At 42.5% G+C, this 19,157-nt stretch carries 15 protein-coding genes; 11 read left to right on the top strand and 4 right to left on the bottom strand.

The window, feature by feature from the left end; all coding sequences use genetic code 11:
• Nucleotides 1-61: 61 nt before the first annotated feature.
• A complete protein-coding gene (locus BMX56_RS01395) occupies nt 62-1,549 on the bottom strand; it encodes a sensor histidine kinase (protein ID WP_218152360.1) in 1,488 nt (495 codons plus the stop codon).
• A 469-nt stretch (nt 1,550-2,018) separates the two neighbouring features.
• Here BMX56_RS01395 and BMX56_RS01390 point away from each other — a divergent pair, with 469 nt between their 5' ends.
• The 4 genes from BMX56_RS01390 to BMX56_RS01370 all read left to right on the top strand — a co-directional run bounded on the left by BMX56_RS01390 (nt 2,019) and on the right by BMX56_RS01370 (nt 8,793).
• Nucleotides 2,019-5,018: a SusC/RagA family TonB-linked outer membrane protein gene (locus BMX56_RS01390; RefSeq protein ID WP_090639066.1), complete on the top strand. Its 3,000-nt coding sequence runs from the start codon at nt 2,019-2,021 to the stop codon at nt 5,016-5,018.
• Nucleotides 5,019-5,040: 22 nt separating this feature from the next.
• Nucleotides 5,041-6,669 (top strand): RagB/SusD family nutrient uptake outer membrane protein, encoded by a 1,629-nt coding sequence (locus BMX56_RS01385; RefSeq protein WP_090639059.1) that lies wholly within the window; start codon nt 5,041-5,043, stop codon nt 6,667-6,669.
• Nucleotides 6,670-6,752: 83 nt separating this feature from the next.
• Nucleotides 6,753-7,844, top strand: a complete 1,092-nt coding sequence (locus BMX56_RS01380; RefSeq protein ID WP_090639050.1) for a phosphatidylinositol-specific phospholipase C1-like protein — start codon at nt 6,753-6,755, stop codon at nt 7,842-7,844.
• A gap of 256 nt (nt 7,845-8,100) precedes the next feature.
• Nucleotides 8,101-8,793 carry an SIMPL domain-containing protein gene (locus tag BMX56_RS01370; protein ID WP_090639035.1) on the top strand — a complete coding sequence of 231 codons (693 nt, stop codon included), beginning with the start codon at nt 8,101-8,103 and terminating at the stop codon, nt 8,791-8,793.
• 88 nt (nt 8,794-8,881) lie between these two features.
• On the opposite strand, the gene BMX56_RS01365 is transcribed toward BMX56_RS01370, so the two are convergent.
• Nucleotides 8,882-9,766, bottom strand: a complete 885-nt coding sequence (locus BMX56_RS01365; protein ID WP_090639027.1) for a sugar phosphate isomerase/epimerase family protein — start codon at nt 9,764-9,766, stop codon at nt 8,882-8,884.
• Nucleotides 9,767-9,954: 188 nt separating this feature from the next.
• On the opposite strand from BMX56_RS01365, the gene BMX56_RS01360 reads away from it, so the two are divergent.
• From BMX56_RS01360 to cysM, 4 genes are all read left to right on the top strand, one after another.
• Nucleotides 9,955-10,602: a hypothetical protein gene (locus tag BMX56_RS01360; RefSeq protein WP_090639019.1), complete on the top strand. Its 648-nt coding sequence runs from the start codon at nt 9,955-9,957 to the stop codon at nt 10,600-10,602.
• A 127-nt stretch (nt 10,603-10,729) separates the two neighbouring features.
• A complete protein-coding gene (epsC, locus tag BMX56_RS01355) occupies nt 10,730-11,560 on the top strand; it encodes a serine O-acetyltransferase EpsC (RefSeq protein WP_090639011.1) in 831 nt (276 codons plus the stop codon).
• 203 nt (nt 11,561-11,763) lie between these two features.
• Nucleotides 11,764-12,822 carry a serine hydrolase domain-containing protein gene (locus BMX56_RS01350; protein ID WP_177183679.1) on the top strand — a complete coding sequence of 353 codons (1,059 nt, stop codon included), beginning with the start codon at nt 11,764-11,766 and terminating at the stop codon, nt 12,820-12,822.
• Between the two features lie 131 nt (nt 12,823-12,953).
• A complete protein-coding gene (gene cysM, locus BMX56_RS01345; RefSeq protein ID WP_090638993.1) occupies nt 12,954-13,826 on the top strand; it encodes a cysteine synthase CysM in 873 nt (290 codons plus the stop codon).
• Between the two features lie 10 nt (nt 13,827-13,836).
• On the opposite strand, the gene BMX56_RS01340 is transcribed toward cysM, so the two are convergent.
• A complete protein-coding gene (locus tag BMX56_RS01340; protein ID WP_143065340.1) occupies nt 13,837-14,334 on the bottom strand; it encodes a hypothetical protein in 498 nt (165 codons plus the stop codon).
• Nucleotides 14,335-14,357: 23 nt separating this feature from the next.
• A complete protein-coding gene (locus tag BMX56_RS01335) occupies nt 14,358-15,542 on the bottom strand; it encodes a THUMP domain-containing class I SAM-dependent RNA methyltransferase (protein ID WP_090638979.1) in 1,185 nt (394 codons plus the stop codon).
• An 83-nt stretch (nt 15,543-15,625) separates the two neighbouring features.
• Here BMX56_RS01335 and BMX56_RS01330 point away from each other — a divergent pair, with 83 nt between their 5' ends.
• The 3 genes from BMX56_RS01330 (at nt 15,626) to BMX56_RS01320 (ending at nt 18,901) form a co-directional block, all read left to right on the top strand.
• Complete coding sequence (locus tag BMX56_RS01330; protein ID WP_090638972.1) at nt 15,626-15,991, top strand: DUF3127 domain-containing protein; 366 nt, start codon at nt 15,626-15,628, stop codon at nt 15,989-15,991.
• Nucleotides 15,992-16,178: 187 nt separating this feature from the next.
• Complete coding sequence (locus BMX56_RS01325) at nt 16,179-17,999, top strand: sensor histidine kinase (RefSeq protein WP_090638965.1); 1,821 nt, start codon at nt 16,179-16,181, stop codon at nt 17,997-17,999.
• Between the two features lie 209 nt (nt 18,000-18,208).
• Nucleotides 18,209-18,901 carry a response regulator transcription factor gene (locus BMX56_RS01320; protein WP_090638958.1) on the top strand — a complete coding sequence of 231 codons (693 nt, stop codon included), beginning with the start codon at nt 18,209-18,211 and terminating at the stop codon, nt 18,899-18,901.
• The last annotated feature ends 256 nt before the right edge of the window (nt 18,902-19,157 follow it).

The raw sequence follows: 19,157 nt of genomic DNA, 5'->3' as shown, positions 1-19,157 counted from the left end.
AAAGCTAACATATTGATTTTCTGTTTGATAAAAGGATTAAAGTAAGATTAATTAGTAAATTCTATATAATATCCAGCTGCACCGTGAGGTGTATAAAAAATTCTTTGGCGTTCTCGCGGATAACCAAATCGTGCCGGTTGGGGTAAAGTAGTGCCAACCTTTGTTTTACGTTATCAAGCCCAATGCCGCTTTGCCCTTTTTCGGGGTCGTTATCATGGCGAATGTGGATGCTGTTATGCACATCAAAGTAAAGCGTGTTGCCATCGGTTTGCAGGGTAACCTTTATATGCGATGGGTTTTGCAGGCTTATGCCATGTTTAAAGGCATTCTCAACAAAAGGGATCAGCAGCATAGGGGTTATCATGAGGGCGCCCTGGTAATCTTCAATCTGGGTTTCAATAATGATAGATGATGAAGCAGATGTACGTAACTTTTGCAGCAGGATATAATTTTTAAGATAATCAATATCCCGCGATAGCAGGATCCTGTCGCGCACGTTTTCTTCCAGCATAAAACGCATCATATCGCCCAGTTTTTGAATGCCCTCGCCGGTGCGCTCGGCATTTTCCTGCAGGGCGGTGCCATACAGCGTATTTAGCGCGTTGAATAAGAAGTGTGGGTTAATTTGCGATTTTAAAAAGTTAAGGTTAGCGTCTGATTGGCCTAACTCGGTTTTAAGGGTTTTAATTTCTTCGTCTTTTTTAGCGTTGCGCCTTTTGTAGGTAGTGCGGGCCAGCGGCATTACAATAAACAATTGCGTTAAAAAGTTGAGAAAAACCAACCATGCGATGTTTTCTGCGTCGCCAATATCAATAACCAGCACAAATATGGCAGCAGGCCTGCTTAATCCGCTTCCACCTTTAAAGGATAAGCAGATGAGATACACCGCAAGAGACGATAGTGCCGCAAGCAGGAACATCCGGAAGAAATAATAAATGATATTCTTGTTTTTTAATTTCTCGTTTGGCAATAGCACATGTACGGCGTATAGGTATAAAACCATTGCTGCGGCTACATCATACAAAATATAAAAATGCAGCATAACCGGGGTGGATACATAAAGCAACCCAATGGTAATTAGTATCCACGATGCAGTAAGCAAAGAAGCTTCATAATACAGAGCGCTTTCGCCGTTTTGGCGGTTACGGTTAAAGTAAATGAACAGAATTTTTAGCGCCAGCAATGCCGCGAAATAGATGCTGATAATGCCCACTAAATAACTGAGTGCGATGAAAATAAATATTAGCAGCGAGCCGTTTAATGCCGTACCGCCATCACCTTCAAAAGCAGGTGTCAGGTAAAAGCAAAGCAAAAGATAGATGATAAATGTTACCAGATAACTAAACAGAATGGGCATCAGCGTAGCGCTCAATAGTGCGGGGGTAACCGCTTGCTGGCCCGCCTGGATCATGTTATTGGCTGCTATCTGATTATTGCGTATAATATCAAATATCGAAAGTATCAACGCCGCTATAATGCAGCCTGTTACTACCCAAAACTCAATCCGGGTTACGTCGTTTTTAAACTTAAAGGTTATTTGCTTAAACATTGCGTTTGTGATTTAAGGTGTATGTGTTTTCCGGTACAATGGTACAAAAGCTATTTTGCCCAATTATTAAAATGTGATGAACCATCCAAAAAATGTGACGAACGACGTTGCCTGACCGGCTTTGAAGTTACCGCCCCGTTATATTACTCTCCCCACCGCCTTCCCCGGCTCAATTTAGTGTAACATTTACACTTGTTAAAAATCTCTTAAAGTACTGTTAATCATTAGTTAATATCTGGTATTTGCAAAATGCTTGTATTTTTTGAATTTATATAAAAATCAGCGCTAAATTGATTTATTTTGTTTGTACAACCAATTATCTGCCCGGCTCCCATTTGCCGATAAGTTAACATCTATTTTATGTCATGCTAACAACATTAGCGTTTTTTTGCACAAAAATATCGTCGGCCAATATTCTTTGGGTCGGCAATCATCTTACATCAAAAGGGTATAAATTAAATCAAGAACTATGAAAAAAAACTACAGATTCATTTTAAGGCTATTTTACCACGCAAGGCAAGCAGCCATGCTGCTGCTTTTTATGCTGATAGCCTCGGCAAGTGTACAGGCGCAACAAAGCACCACCATACGCGGTACCGTTACCGACGAAACCAATTCCCCCCTGCCCGGTGTTGTGGTAACGGTTAAAAGCACGGGCAAAGCTACCACCACCAACAGTAACGGTGTTTACCAGGTTACGGTTAGCGGTGCTGCTGATGTTTTGAAATTTACATTTTTAGGTTCGGTACCTAAAGAAGTAACCGTAGGCGGCAAAACCGTTGTAAATATTACTTTGGTAACCGATACCAAACAGCTTAAGGATGTTGTGGTTATTGGTTATGGTACAGCAAGCCGTAAGGATGTAACCGGAGCCATTACCTCGGTAAAGGCCGAAGACTTTAACGCAGGTGTTTTAACCACTCCCGCCGAACTTTTACAAGGTAAGGTAGCCGGCTTAAACATTACCAAAAGCGGCGACCCTAACAAACAGCCTGCAACTATTTTAAGGGGGCCGTCAACCCTGCGCGAGGGTGCTGCGCAACAGCCGTTTTATGTGATTGACGGTGTTCCAGGCGCTTCTATCGACCTGCTTGCGCCGGCTGACATTGAAAGCATTGATGTGTTAAAAGATGCATCGTCAACCGCTATTTACGGTTCGCGTGCTGCAAACGGTGTAATTATAGTTACTACCCGCAAGGCTAAAGCCGGGCAAACAAGGCTAACTTACAGCGCTTATGGTGCTGTTGAGAAGGTGTCAAAAAACATCGACGTACTTACCGGCGATCAGCTGCGCCAATACCTGGCCGACAACGGTGTAAAAGCATTGGCCCAGCCTACCGATGATGACGGCTCCAATACCAATTGGCAAAAGCTTGCCGAAAGAACCGGTTATTCTCAAAACCATAACCTTTCATACGGCGGTGCCGGTACCAATTCGGAGTATGGTGCAAGTGTAAACTATATGAAAAACAATGGTATACTAAGAAATACCAGCCTTGAGCGTACCATTTACAAAGGCTATATCAACCAGCGGTTTTTCAATGATCGTTTAAAATTGGGTATCACCCTTACCAACAGCGTTACCAAAAACAACGATATATTTCAAAGCCAGGTGTTATCGGGTATTTTATTCTACCTGCCAACGGTTAGCCCCTTTAACCCTGATGGCACCTATAAAGAGAACTACTCTCGTACAGGTAGCGGCCCATTAAACCCGTTAAGTTTAATTAACAACAACTTCACCAAAACAGAAAATAACAAAACGCTCATCAATGGTTTTGCTTCTGTCGACATATTAAAAGGTTTAAAGTTTACCATATCTGGGTCAACCCAAAAAGAGCAGAACAACGTAAACACATACTCTACAAGCCAGTCGGGTATCTATGTTAACCAAAACGGCGTTGCTGTACGCAGTGCCTATACTAATACCAGCAATGTTGTTGAAGCTTATTTTAATTATGACCGTGTTTTTGGAAAGCACTCGTTGAAATTATTGGGTGGATACTCTTATCAACAGGATCGTAACAATGACGGTTTTGGTGTGCAAACACAAAACTTCTCAAACGATGCCTTAACTTACAACTATCTTGCGTTGTCAAACCCTACCCAGCTTTCGCAAATAGTATTTAATCCGGCCTATATTTCAACATTAAGGTTTGTATCGTTTTATGCACGTGCTCAGTATGAGTTTTCAGACAAATACCTATTACAGGCTTCATTGAGGGAAGACGGCTCTTCGGCATTTGGTATTAACCAGCGCCATGGTTATTTCCCGGCTGTTTCTGCAGGATGGAAGATCACTAACGAAGAGTTTATGAAATCCATTCCGGTTATCAGCGACCTGAAATTAAGGGCAGGCTATGGTGTATCAGGTAACAGTTTGGGCTTCGATGCCTTTACCGCAAGGTTAATTTACGGCGTTCCTCCGGGCGGCGGTAAATTTTTAAGCAACGGTAATATTGTTAACCCTATTGGCCCTGTACGTAACGATAACCCCGATTTGAAATGGGAGAGTACAGCAACCACCAACGTTGGTTTGGATTTTGGTTTGTTTAACAACCGTTTAACCGGTTCGGTAGATTACTATATCAAGAAAACGTCCGATCTGATATACACTTACCCGGTATCAACAACATTGTATTTTTATCCATTTTATACTGCTAACGTAGGTAAAATTAAAAACAGCGGTATCGAGGTTGTTATCAACGCGGTACCTGTAAAAACACGCGATTTTACCTGGCGTACTTCATTCAACGTTTCGCATAATAAAAACGTTGTACAAAGCCTGTCAAACAGCCAGTTTGGCCTTAACTTTATTCAAACAGCACAGTTGGGCGGTAAAGGTCAATCAGGCAACTACAGCCAGATCATTCAGCCAGGCTATGCTATCGGCACGTTTGACCTGTGGCATTACTTAGGTAAAAATGCCAACGGCGTAAGTACCTATCAAAAGGCCGACGGATCAACAACGGCTACCCAACCGCTTACCTCCGATCAGTTTATTAAATACGATGCCCAACCTAAACTGATTTACGGCTGGAGCAACAGTTTCTTCTATAAAAACTTCGACCTTAATTTCCTGGTACGTGGTGTATACGGCAACAAAGTACTGAACGCAACCCTCGCCTCGCTGAACAACCCTGCCGATTCAAAACTGCAGAATATCCCAACGTTTACCTTAGGCGAATCATTTAAAGATATCAATGCTTACCTCGTATCTGATCGTTTCCTGGAAAGCGGTTCATACCTGCGTTTAGATAACGCTACACTGGGTTACACTATCAAGCCACATATCCAGGCCTTTAAAAGCCTTCGTTTTTATGCATCCGGAAATAACATTTTTATCATCACCAAATACCGTGGTGTTGATCCCGAAATTAATATCGGCGGCCTGACACCGGGTATCGATAATAAGGATTTCTATCCTAAAACACGCACGTTTAGCTTAGGCATAACGGCACAATTCTAAAAAATCAGAAGGAGATAAAAAGATGAAAAAGATATTAATAATATGCGCCGCAATTGCCGTGATCATGAGCACATATTCATGTACAAAATTAGATGTACCTGTTGAATCACAATACGTAAAAACAAATTTCCCGGTTACCGATGCCGATTATACCGCATTGCTGGGCACTATTTATTCAAACCTATCGGCAAGCTACGCGGTGCCTTACTGGCGCATGCAGGACATGTCTACAGATGAGGCCATTTTGCCGGCTCGTGATGGTAACTTTGACGACGGCGGCCAATACAGGCAGTTACACTACCACACCTGGACGTTTGACCACCCTAACGTAATAGGTGTTTGGCAATGGGGCTTTGGGGGTATCAACACCTGTAACCGTATCATCAGCGTAATTAACGCTTCATCATCATCGGCCACAAAAAAGGCAGCCTCTATTGCCGAAGTTAAAGCAATGCGCGCCCTGTACCTTTATTTCATGATGGACCTGTATGGCAATGTGCCTATCATTACCGATTTTCCGGTAACTGTACAACCTGCCAACCAGCCGCGTGCCAAGGTATACGCGTTTATTGAAAGCGAACTTAAAGCCGTTTTACCTTTATTGCCCGCTAAAAGCGCCAATGCAGCAACAAACGTATCGCAGTATGGCCGCCCAACAAAAGGTATGGTGTTTGCCTTGCTTGCAAAAATGTACCTCAACTCCGGCGTGTATACCGGAACCACCCGTTACCAGGAAACCGTTACCATGTGCGATAGCGTACAGGCCAACGCCAACTACTTCCTGGATGCCAGATACAGGGACATATTTTTGCCAACCAATGGCCCGGCAATTAATGAAACCATTTTTGCAGTACCTTACGATCAGCAAATACCGGGCAACCAGTTTACCCGTTTCGGTTTCTTTTACTACCTGGCTAATGCATACGGCTTTAACGTGGGTTTAAGTATTGCTATGAGTACTACGCCCGAGTTTTACAACCGTTTTAATATTCCGGGCGACGACCGTACCAAAACATGGCTGGCTGGACCGCAATATTATCCAGATGGGAATGGCGGCTTTACTAATCAGCCGGTTTACTATCCTGTGGGAGCCGCAGGTGTTCCGCCAAACACACAAATAAACATTATTCCTACGTTAACCTTAACCGGGTTAAAGCCAATGGATTTGGGCAACGATGTGCTTACTTCACAATCAGAAGGCGTGCGTTCACTAAAATACTATCCGGATGTTAACATCATCCAGGCAACCCGGTTAAACAGTAATGATGTACCGGTATTCCGTTTGGCCGATGTGTACCTGATGAAAGCAGAAGCTATATTGCGCGGGGCAACACCAACAGCCATAAACGGCGAAGTGCAAATCCCGCTTACATTAGTAAACAAACTTCGTACCCGCGCTCACGCGCAACTGGCCTCATCCATTGATTTGGATGGCTTGCTGGATGAGCGCGCACGTGAGCTTTCATGGGAAGCATGGCGCCGTAATGACCTGATCCGTTATGGGTTGTTTGAAAAAGAGTATCCGCTGCCGGTTGCCGGTGGTAAAACAGACGATTTGAAAATGAATACCGATCCTACCCGCAGGTTATACCCAATTCCATCAACCGAATTAAAAACAAACCCTAACCTGGTGCAAAACCCTGGTTATTAATATTTGTTGATAGATCATAAGCGCGGGAGACACGTCTTTCGCGCTTATTTGGTTTTAATTTGATAGCTAAATAATATAATACCATGAAACTCATTAGCGGCTTACTGATTAGTCTTTTATTCACACTCACGGTATTAAAAAACGATACCGATGATATTACCATCAACAAGATCCAGGTAATCGGATCGCACAATAGTTATAAGCGTGCTATCGACCCCAAATTGTTTAAATTTTTGCAGCAGCGCGATTCTGTTGGCATGAGCAAAATTGATTATGAGCACATCGGTCTGTCAGATCAGCTTAATTTAGGTTTGGGCGCCCTGGAAATAGATGTTTACGCTGATGCCAAAGGCGGTAAATATGCCCACCCAAAAGGATTGGACTGGGCACCCGGCCAACCTGCTTTTGATACCGACGGTGTAATGAAAGCGCCTGGCTTTAAAGTTTTTCATATACAGGATATTGACTACCGCAGCAATTGCCAAACCTTTAAACTTTGCCTGCAGGAGTTAAAAAAATGGAGCGACGCGCATCCAGGCCATAACCCTGTTTTTATTACTATGAATGCCAAGGACGAGCCGATGAAGAAGCCGGGCTTTACCATCCCCGAAAAATTCACATCGGCCACATTTAACGCTTTGGATAAAGAGATTTTGGATAACCTGGGCAAACAATACGTAATAACCCCCGACGATGTACGGGGCAAATATAAAACCCTTGAAACAGCAGTATTACATAACAACTGGCCAACGCTAAAAGCAGCTAAAGGGAAGTTTATATTTATCCTTGATGAAAAAGGCAAAAAAAGGGCCGCCTATATAGCCGGCCACCCATCGTTAAAAGGCAGGGTGCTGTTTGCCGATGCTATGCCCGGCACGCCCGAAGCTGCCATCCATATCATGAACAACGCAAAAAAAGACCTTGTTGCAATAAAAGCACTGGTAAAAAAAGGCTATATCATCCGCACCCGTGCTGATTCGGACACCGAGGAAGCCCGCAATAATGATAAGAGCTCATTTGCCGCCGCGCAAAAATCGGGCGCTCAAATTATCAGTACCGACTACTACAAAAAAAGCACACACTTTAAATCAGATTACGTAATCAGTTTTGCTGATGGCACCTACTTTAAAGTTGACCCATTGTTTAAGGCGACGGCGGCCGTTGGTGCAAAATAATAAGCCATTTATAAGTTGTGAAGGAAAGCTCCGGATATGATACTCCGGGGCTTTTCTGGCTTAATAATTCCAGACCCGAGAAGTTTAATTTAGCGCTGTTTTTTTCAACAATTTGTTGATGGCTACTCCGTTTAAAAATTTTATAAATCTTCCGCTGCTTTATCATCGAAAGCAAAATATTTCTCCATCTCTGCACAAAATGTTCCTACCTTACGTTATCGTAGTGATCAAAACTAACCATCAAACTTTACACAACATGAAAAAACTACTTACCCTTGTCATCCTGTTCGCGCTTGTTGCTCCCGTATTTGCACAATCAACCGATTCGCGCCGCACTATTGTTGTTACCGGTACAGCTGAAGCCGAAGTTACACCCGATAATATCACCGTATCTATCGCACTACAGGAATTTATGGATGGCAAAAAACGCGTGCCTATTTATGAGTTGGAGGCTCAGCTTGAAAAAGCAGTAAAAGATGCCGGTATCCCCAAAGAAGATTTCACTATCGACGATGTTTCGGCCTGGAACAATTATTATCAAAAGAAAAGAGCTCCCGATTTTATGGCCGGCAAGCAATATCATATCCTGGTGCACAACCTTGATAAATACAACAAGATATTGGCCGCTATAAACCCCAAAGGCATTTCTGCTACCGAGGTACAAAGCTCCGAATACTCTAAAATAATCGAACTAAAGCGGGAGCTTAAGATTAAGGCCCTTCTTGCTGCCCGCGATAAAGCAACTTATATGCTTGATGCCCTGGGCGAAAAATTAGGCCGCCCCATCACCATTAATGAAACCGATCCTGCAACCAACTATTTCAGTTCATCAGTCCCTCAGTACTCCAACACCATCATGTTCAACAAAGCGGCACCTGCAGAGTCTGACATCAACTATAAAAAGATAAAAGTAAGCTTCCAGGTGCAGGCTGTTTTCGAGATAAAGTGAGACTGAGTAAAAACGCAATAGCTATGAATAAAGCTATCGCAACAAAAAAGCCAGACAATGCCTGGCTTTTTTGTTCGTTTTGATATCGTTATACCAAATTCTTTTTGATATAGCTGATGCTCTTGCCAATGCTATCAAACGGATCGCCGGGGCATACATCCTGTTCAACAAAGAAATATTTTACGCCTGCTTTTTTTGATTGGGCCAGGATCTTTTTAAAGTCGATAACACCGTTACCAACTTCGGTGAATTTCTTTTCAGGTGTGTTATCCATGTCCTTCACGTGTAACAGCGGGAAACGGCCCGGGTATTTGTTGAAGAAAGCTATCGGGTCTTGTCCGGCTTTAGTCATCCAGTACAAATCCATTTCCATTTTTACGTTGTCATGATCGGTAGATGTTAGCAGTATCTCGTAAGGATATTGTCCGTTATCCTGTATAAATTCAAAATCGTGGTTGTGGTAGCATAACTGGATCCCGGCATTTTTGCAGGTTTGACCGGCAACATCAAGCAAGCCGGCAATTTTTTTGTACTGTTCCAGGTCGCCTCTTTCAGTTTGCGATAAGTAAGCGCAAACCATATACTTTGCACCTACCGCCGCGGCATCATCAACGGCCTTTTTCCAGTCGTTAAGTATGGTACCCGTTTGCGATGCGCCGTTAACCTGCTCCTGGCCAAGGCGGTAATGCGCGCTCGGCATGGCCAGGCCTTCCTGCGCCAATAAACTGGCAAAACCTTTGGCATTCATGCCATAAAACAATTCGGTGCCGGTGTAGGTGGCGCCTTCAACGGTAGTATACCCCAGCTTAGCTACCTTAGCTAATGCGGCAGCCGGGTCTTTTGCCATGGCATCGCGGATGGTATATAATTGCAGGCCTATCTGTTTTTTGTCGTAAGCAAACAAACGGGGTGCCGCCAAAAGTCCGGCGGTAAGCACAGCCGATGTCTTGATAAATGAACGTCTGGTAGTCATAATTATATTTTATAATTAGTGAAGATTGGTGATGTTTATGATTGGTGATGTAAATATACTGTATAAACAATACTAAAAGCAAAGACTTGTTTTTATTTGAATAGTTTAATTAAACCAAACTATTAAAAGGCCGTCATATTATTACAAACAACCTTACTCCATTTGCTTTTACCTATCACAATAAAAATATGAAACTACCTGCAGGTTTGATTTTGGTGTTTTTGTTATGCTACACCCTAACGACGCAAGCACAATCAAGCGGTTTGCTATTAAGGATTGGCACTATGCAGCCAACAGCCAATTTGCCAGACAGTAATTTAAGCAAAGGCTCGTTCCGGGTTAATATCGGTTACGGAAAAGTTTTCGCCGGTGGCCACTCCGGGTTTGATGTAACCGGTTTTGCCGATGTAATGAATTATAACTTTTATTTTGACGATGATTATAAGCGCCTTGAAAGCAAAACCCTGTATACAGGTATAGCTATAACACCACACTATTGTATCAATCCCGAAAGTGACGTTCAGGTTGCTGTCGCGCTATCAATAAAAGGGGGGTACAATGTTGGTTACGGCGATGTATATCGTTACAGCGAACCACGTGATGATTATACCGAACAGCTGGAGGGCAAATCAACAAACGCCGGCTATACATTTGCTTATTCGCCTATGATAACTTTTTCAATCCCCGGCGAATTTGGCAGCGTTGGGCTGGAACTGGGTTATGATAGTTCAAATTACGGAGCAGGCATCAACCGGTTACGGTCAAAATATTATGCTCCTTTAAAATATAATTCGGGCTACTTATTCATCGGCGTGTTTTTCAGGCTGCACCATTAGCTTTTTTTTAAATACAAAAATTATTACATCCATCAATTAAGTAGCCATTTTTACATATAAACAACATTCTTTTCCCTAAACTTGCAGTACAAAACGATTGTTGCCCCTCAACAACGTATTATAAAACATGAGTGAAGAATTTTACGGGCAAATTTTCATCAAGCAGCAAAAGCTTGAGTACGTGCCGTCTAACAGGGAAATTACCAGGTGGGCGCTGCGCGTTATTCATTTGCTATACCCGGAACAAACAGCAAAAACCTTTTCGACGGTTGAAGAGCTGAAGTCTGAATTTGTGCTGCTGGAAGCCGAGCTTTACCATATTATGGAGGCCACAAGTGCATGCGCCGATTGTGACAACAAAAAACGTGCTGCCGGTTTTTTTGAATCCCTGCCCCTGCTTTACCAGGTTTTAAATACCGATATACAGGCTATATTTAACGGCGACCCAGCTGCGCGCAGCGAATTTGAGGTGATACGTACCTATCCCGGTTTTTTTGCTATCTCGCTTTACAGATTGGCTCATGCCTTATATACCCGCGATGTTCCTTTGATCCCAAGGATCCTCACCGAATATGCCCATTCTAAAACCGGTATCGATATCCACCCGGCAGCGGTTATAGGCGATTATTTTTACATTGATCATGGCACCGGCATTGTAATTGGCGAAAGCTGCACTATTGGCGCTCACGTTAAATTATACCAGGGGGTTACCCTTGGTGCTTTAAGCGTTGATAAAAGTATGGCTTTTACCAAACGCCACCCAACGGTAGAAAACAATGTGGTTATATACTCCGGCGCTACTATATTAGGCGGCGAAACTGTGATAGGCAGCAACAGCGTTGTTGGAGGCAATGTGTGGCTAACCAAAAGCCTGCCGCCAAATTCAAGGGTGTATCATACGCCAAGCATCCGTATCCTGAAAAAATTAACCCGGCGTATTTTTGGCGAGCAAAAATAATTGACCGGCAATTATTACCCTTTTACCGAAATTTTCTCCCTGCTTGCCAGTTTACATGGCTAAGTAGATTCGTTTTTTCTTGATTTTGCGGTTATATCCTTCAAAAAATACCATCTGCAAAAATGAAATCACTTAGCCAGTTCGCAATTGTCTGCCTGTGTTTTGTCGGCTTAAATGCAACCGCCCAAAATAAAAAATCTTTATTGAGTGATAATCAGCTCAAAACCAAACTCGATTCGGCAGTTGATAAAGGCGTGCGCATTTATATGGATACGCCAAATACCGTTGGCATATCTATCGGAATTTATAAAGACGGCAAAGCCCATACATACAATTATGGTGAAGTAAAAAAGGGAACGGGCAAACTCCCCACAGCCGATAATTTCTATAACCTTGGCTCGGTAGCCAAAACTTTTGCGACTACCATGCTGGCCGAGGCTGTTATTGAAAAAAAAGCCAGCCTTAATGATGATATCAGGAAATACCTGCCCGGCATCTACCCAAACCTTCAGTATAATGGCCAGCCTATCAGGCTCGTTAATTTGGCCAACCATACATCTGGCTTACCTGGGCAAGCGCACCCGTTTCCTAAAGCGATAAAAGACAGTTTAAGAAAACTGACCTTGCCAGAACAACTTCACTTTTATGATGTATATAGGGCCGATAGCCTGCTGAAAGATCTGCACAGCTTAAATCCGGATACCATTCCAGGCACAAAATTCAGGTACAATGGTAATGGCATGATGGTTTTGATATTATTGCTGGAACGTATTTATCATGAGCCGTATGAGCAATTGGTAACACATTATTTAAAAACTCATTTAAATATGGCCGATACCAAAACGCAAATTGACATACATTCTGATAGGTTGGCCCAAGGGTATAACAGCAACAATCAGCCCCAGCCATTTTTAAATTTAACCGATTATTACAACGGCCCAAGCATGAACTCGACTATAAACGATATGCTTAAATATATCAAAGCCAATTTGGCAGAACAAGACCCTGCAATAATACTAAGCCACCAGCTCACCTGGAAAAACCCCGATAATACCGGCGTTGGTTTAGGGTGGATGATGGATGTTGATTATAAGGGCGCCCCTATTATTTATCATAACGGGCATACCGGTATCGGCTTTAATACCATGTGCCTTTTTTATCCGGGTAAAAACCTTGGGTATATTGTTATTGTGAACGACAATATCGATCAGCAGCGCCTTACCGATCTGCAAACAAACATTCAAAAGGTACTTGATAAATAATAAAGTAGTTTTAAAGTCAATTCAGGTGTTTTTGCACTGCTGTTTTTGGCCCCTATTTAAATATTACTGCTAATTTTGTTTTTGGTAACCAGGAGCAACCCTGTTTTACATCTATCCAAAACAAAACAACAATGGCTACACTCATTGATTTAATAGGCAATACGCCTATGGTTGAAATTAAAAAGCTAAACCCAAACCCCAACGTACAGATATTTGCCAAGCTGGAAGGTAACAATCCCGGCGGAAGCGTTAAAGACCGCGCATCGCTCAACATGATCCGTAGTGCCATTGAGCGGGGCGATATTAAACCCGGCACTAAACTAATTGAGGCAACCAGCGGCAATACAGGTATAGCACTGGCTATGATTGCGCGGTTGTTTGATTTGGAAATTGAATTGGTAATGCCATCAAACTCTACCCGCGAACGTACCCTTACCATGGAAGCTTTCGGGGCCAAAGTAACTTTATTAGAAGGCATTGAACTTTGTCGCGATTATGCCGAAGAAAAGGCCGCCACCGGTGAATTTTACCTGGTAAACCAGTTTGCCAACCCCGATAATTTTGGCGCACATATTAAAACTACCGGCCCCGAAATCTGGCGCGATACGGAAGGCAAAATAACCCATTTTGTAAGCGCCATGGGCACAACCGGCACTATAATGGGTTGCTCCATGTACCTTAAGCAGCAAAATAATGATATCCAGATAGTGGGCTGCCAACCTACCGAAGGTTCATCCATCCCCGGCATCCGCAGGTGGCCTGCGGCCTATTTGCCTAAAATATTTGATGCATCAAGGGTAGATAGGGTGATGGATATTTCAGAAGAAGAAGCTACCCAAAGGGCGCGCGAACTGGCCAAAGTTGAAGGCGTATTTGCGGGCATGAGCAGTGGCGGCGCATTATCCGCAGCTATAAAATTAGCCTCCGAATTAAAAGAAGGCGTAATCGTATTTATTTGCTGCGATCGTGGCGACAGGTATTTAAGCAGCGAGTTATTTGGATAGCTTTTGATTTTTACTGCCCCAACTGATAGCTAATAACCACCGTTGGCAATAAGGTAGCGTTATCAAGCGGAATTTGATTGTCTGTAATTATCGGCTTACGCTGAGCATAAAAATCAAACATGTGCTTCTCTAAACTCTTACCCGGTACAGCCGGCGGAATGAAGCCGACAGAGAAAGGCAGCACAAAATCATGAACCTTTTCATGATCGGGGATAATCCATTTATGGTTTGATTTTTTTAACGCTTCAATAATAGGCGCTGTTAAAACATAATCATCAGCATAATAAATCACTATTCTTGTTATCGTCCCCTTTGTATCAGCAGTAAACTTAAAAACTGCTGTTCCTGCGGCCCTTTTCTTAATTATCTCTGGCGATACAACAACGCTATCTTTAAAAAAGGAACTCATCACCGGGGCGCCTCCCTGGAAAGGGAAAGCAAGTTGTGTTTGCGCCATGGCGCAAACTGATGATAAAACTACTACGGCTAATAATATGGTCTTTCTCATTAATGTATTCTTATGTTAACTGCTTACCTGGGCTGCGGGCGTTCACTTGGGTCGCGTTTGCTGCCATCATATAACTCATACTCAAATAAACGGCAATCCAGCTTGCCATTATAAAACTCAATTCTGCGCGACGGGCGTAAGCCTATCTTTTTTGCAAGGTCGGGGTTTCCTGTAAAAACATATCCCCTGTATCCGAGGCACTTCTTTTTCAAAAAATCGCCCATTCTTTTATAAGTGATCTCCAGTTTGCTGTGTACACCTAAGCGTTCACCATATTCCGGGTTAAACATTACCACACCAGGTTGCTCAGGCACTTCGGTATCTTCAAAGTCACAAACAGCAAAATCAATTAAATGTTCTACTCCTGCGGTTTTAGCATTTTTCTGGGCAATATCGATAGCGTCTTCAGATATATCTGTTGCGATGATTTTAAAGCCGGTTTCTTTCTTAGCTTTATCTTTCAACTTACGGCGCTCTACAAAAAATACATTTTCATCGTACCCCATAATGTGCATAAAGCCATAGTTCATCCTGAATAAACCGGGGTGCTTATCGGTAGCCAGCAAAGCCGCCTCGATGGCCAAAGTACCCGATCCGCACATCGGGTTAATAAATGTGCTCTTCCTGTCCCAGTTGGTAGCCATAATGGTTGATGTGGCCAAAGCTTCCAGCATGGGTGCCTTACCGGGTATTTTGCGATAGCTATGTTTGGCCAATGTCTCGCCCGAAGTATCCATAAATATATCGGCCTCATCATCCTGCCAGTACAAGTGCACCAGGGTTTTATTTGCGTCGGCGCCTGAGTTAGGGCGAATGCCTTTAACCTCCTTAATCCTGTCAACAATGGCATCTTTCACCTTTACATTGGCAAACAAGGGCGTAAGTATATGCTCGTTGTTAACGTTCGAGGTTACAGAAAAGTACCCGCTAAAGTCTATCAGTTTCTCCCATTCAATGGTAACTAACTCGTCGTACAACTCTTTCGGGTCGGCGGCCTTAAAACTCTTTATCAAATAAAGCACCTGGCTTGCGCAGCGCAGGTTTAAGTTTAACGCTATGGTATCTGTAACTGTGCCCTTAAGCTCCACCCCGGTTTGAAAAACGCGGACCGGTGTGTAGCCCAAAGCCTCTACCTCCTGTTGAAGATAGCCTGACAATCTTTTATTGCAGGTAATTATTATTTTACTTTCGTTGTGGAAAACTTGCATGATATTTTGCGAAATTAAGCATTAAAAACGCCCTATTTTAATTTCTTATCTATTAACTTTACATTTTAAATTATTTGAAGATTATGGAAGTTAAAGGTAAAGTACATGAAGTGTCGCCAACACAACAGGTAACCGACTCACTAAAGAAGCGCGAATTGATATTAGAATATATTGAAAACCCTCAATATCCTGAATATTTGAAGTTCGAAGCTATACAAGATCGCTGTGCTTTGATTGATAATGTAAAGATAGGCGATGACGTTGAAGTTTTCTTTAACCTGCGTGGCCGTCCATGGACTGATAAAACAGGCAAAAAAAGCTATTTCAACTCGTTACAGCTATGGAAAATTAACGTTCTTGCAGGAGCAGGCGCCGCCTCAGCACCGGAATATGCAGCACCGGCCGCAGACATCAGTTCATCAAGCGATGACGACGATTTGCCATTTTAATTGGTATATCATTTGCGTTAAATATAAAAAAAGGGCTCAAATGAGCCCTTTTTTTATTTATTCCCTTCCCTCGTTTAAACGCCGGCAATAGGTTATATTTCAAAGCGTTATTATTAATTGACAATTGTTAAATTTTGTTAAATAGCCCCTTTGTTGGGTTATTTAAAATATTTTTGTTTGTTAACAAATGAAGAAACGTAGTATCGGTTTGATTATTGGCTTAATGGGGCTTGCACTTTTGGGTGTAATGGGTATGCAATTGTATTTTTTAAGACAATCGTACCAAATGCAATCCGAACTTTTTGACCGCTCTGTTAACGAGGCACTTAACAACGTGGTATCAAAAGTAACCAAACAGGATGCCAACAACTTTTTAAATTCAAAAGCCCAGGTTAGAGCGGCCGAAATAGATGATGCGGGAATAAAAGTGGTAAAAAGCACCGATAATAAACCCTTTATTCCTAAAACAGGTAAGCGGCAAAGCTTGAGGCAAAAAAAAGTTGCCCTGCTGCGTGATAGCCTGGAACGTATGATCAAACATCAAAAACTTGATGATGAACTAAGCGATTTACTACAGCAGGAGGGCACCGTGGATATTAAAGTTACCATGGCACAATATACCGACGATGCGGGTATTGTGCATGCCAGCTACAAACAACAGGTAATTGGTACACACATTACCCACACTGTAAAAACACCTCATAAACTGCGCAAATATGATACGCTACGTTACGAATACCCCGACCCGCAGTTTGGCAAGCAATTAATTCTGATACCGCGCATTAACCCCCTTTGGCAGCGCGAACAAGTGCGCAAGCAAAAGGAAAGGCAGGTTGCACAGATCAAAAGAATGCTTGAAACCGATTCGATCCAAAACGTAAGCGTAAACACAAACCCTGGCAAGGCAAATGTTATAGCCAACCTGGCCGAAGAATACAGCAGATCGGACCAGCCGCTCACTAAACGATTAAACCTGCTTTGGATAGATACACTTTTGCGTTTTGAACTGCATAACAAGGGCATATCGTTGCCATTTAGCTACGAAGTAAGTACAGCCAACAGTGATTCACTCATATTTTCGAATGCCAGTGACCTGGAGGGTAACAAGCCGGTGTTTATCCCGGCCAATACCTATCAAACTGCTATTTTTAGCCGCGATGTGATCAACGATCCGGGTAAGATCAAACTATCTTTTCCGCAAAAAAACTCACTCATCTTAAGTAAGATGACTGCCACCATGGGTACTACCGGCGGTTTGCTTATCGTTTTGATATTTTGTTTTGGATATACCATTTTCTCTATACTGAAGCAAAAAAAGGTATCGGAAATGAAAATAGACTTCATCAACAACATGACCCACGAGTTTAAAACCCCGGTGTCAACTATCATGATAGCAAGCGAGGCTTTAAAGGACAGGGAAATTACTAACGACCAAAACAGGGTATCGCGGCTGGCCAATATAATTTTTGAAGAAAACGAACGTTTAGGTAGCCATATAGAGCGGGTATTAAATATTGCCCGCATTGAAAAAAATGACTTTAAGCTTGATAAAAAACCGCTTGATGTAAATGATATGATAGCGGTTGTTTTAGATAGCATGGCGCTTAAGCTGCATAAATGCAATGCTAAAACCACTCTTGAACTAGGCGCGGAAAACGCGGTAATTGTGGCCGACGAGCTTCATTTTTCAAATGTGTTGTATAACCTTATCGATAACGCAATAAAGTACAGTAATGAAAACCCCGAGATAACGATCAGCACTTTTAACAAAAACGGGCAGGTGGTTATTAAGGTGGCCGATAAAGGCATAGGCATGAGCCGCGATCAGCAAACAAAAATATTTGAACAGTTTTACCGTATCCCTACCGGTAACCTGCACGATGTTAAAGGTTTTGGACTGGGATTAAGCTATGTAAATACAATTGTAAAACGATTGAACGGCAGTATCAGCGTAAAATCTGAAAAAGAAAAAGGATCGGAGTTTGAACTGAAATTCGCGGTGGCGTAGTTAGTCGGGGAGTCCGGAAAGTCCGAAAGTCCGGAAGATGTTGTGTTGTGAAAGATGCTAACTATTTAAATAAAAAAACCGTCGGACTTGCTGACATCTAAACTTAAAAATAAAATCTTCCGGACTTTCGGACTTTTCCGACTTCCGGACTAAAAAACAAAAAAACTTTCGGACTTATCGGACTTTCCGACTTCCGAACTAAACATAACATGAAGAAAATACTACTGGTTGAGGATGATGCCAATTTGGGTTTACTGCTACAGGATTATCTGCAGCTGAAAGGGAAATTTGATGTTATTTTATGTAAAGATGGCGAAGAAGGACTGCGTACCTTTACCAAACATGTATTTGACTTGCTGATACTGGATGTAATGATGCCCAAAAAAGACGGCTTTACCCTGGGCAAAGACATCAGGAAAATAAACCCCAACGTGCCCATCATTTTTGCCACCGCCAAGGGCATGATCGAAGATAAAACACAAGCCTTTAACCTCGGCGGTGATGATTACATTACCAAGCCCTTCCGGATAGAAGAGTTGCTGCTGCGCATAAACGCCTTGCTAAAACGATCCAGTGGCACCGAAAAAACCGAAGAGGAAAAGCAAACCAGCTTTAAAATTGGCCGCTATACCTTTGATTATACCTCGCAAATCATCACCATAGGCGAGGCTCTTCAAAAGCTATCTACCAAAGAGGCCGAACTTTTGCGCCTGCTGTGCATGCGTAAAAACGAAGTGCTTACCCGCGAAGAGGCCCTGCTGAATATTTGGCATGACGATAACTACTTTAACGGCCGCAGCATGGATGTATTTTTAAGCAAAATCCGTAAATATTTAAAAGATGACCCCAATGTCGAGATCATCAATGTACATGGCCGGGGGTACAAATTACTAATCAATTAACGGGGTTTTGGGTGTGTTTATTAAGATGGCTATAAAATCTCAGTAACATCGCCGCCGCTCTGTCTGTATTTTTAATTAAAATTTTAATTCGCAAAGAAAATTTTATTCTGCCTTATTATCAACCGATTAGCAGAAGCATTATTAATTGGACATAACATTATAGCTCCGCGCTCCGTTAAATCCTCTTATCAAACAAACAAGGCTGGTATTTCTACATTTTAGGGTATTGATTAACTGGACTTTATAATTATATTTG

This window comes from Mucilaginibacter sp. OK283 (assembly GCF_900110415.1).
Classification (GTDB): domain Bacteria; phylum Bacteroidota; class Bacteroidia; order Sphingobacteriales; family Sphingobacteriaceae; genus Mucilaginibacter.
The sequence above is the reverse complement of the archived record's forward strand: the minus strand, read 5'-3'. Positions and strand labels throughout refer to the sequence as shown.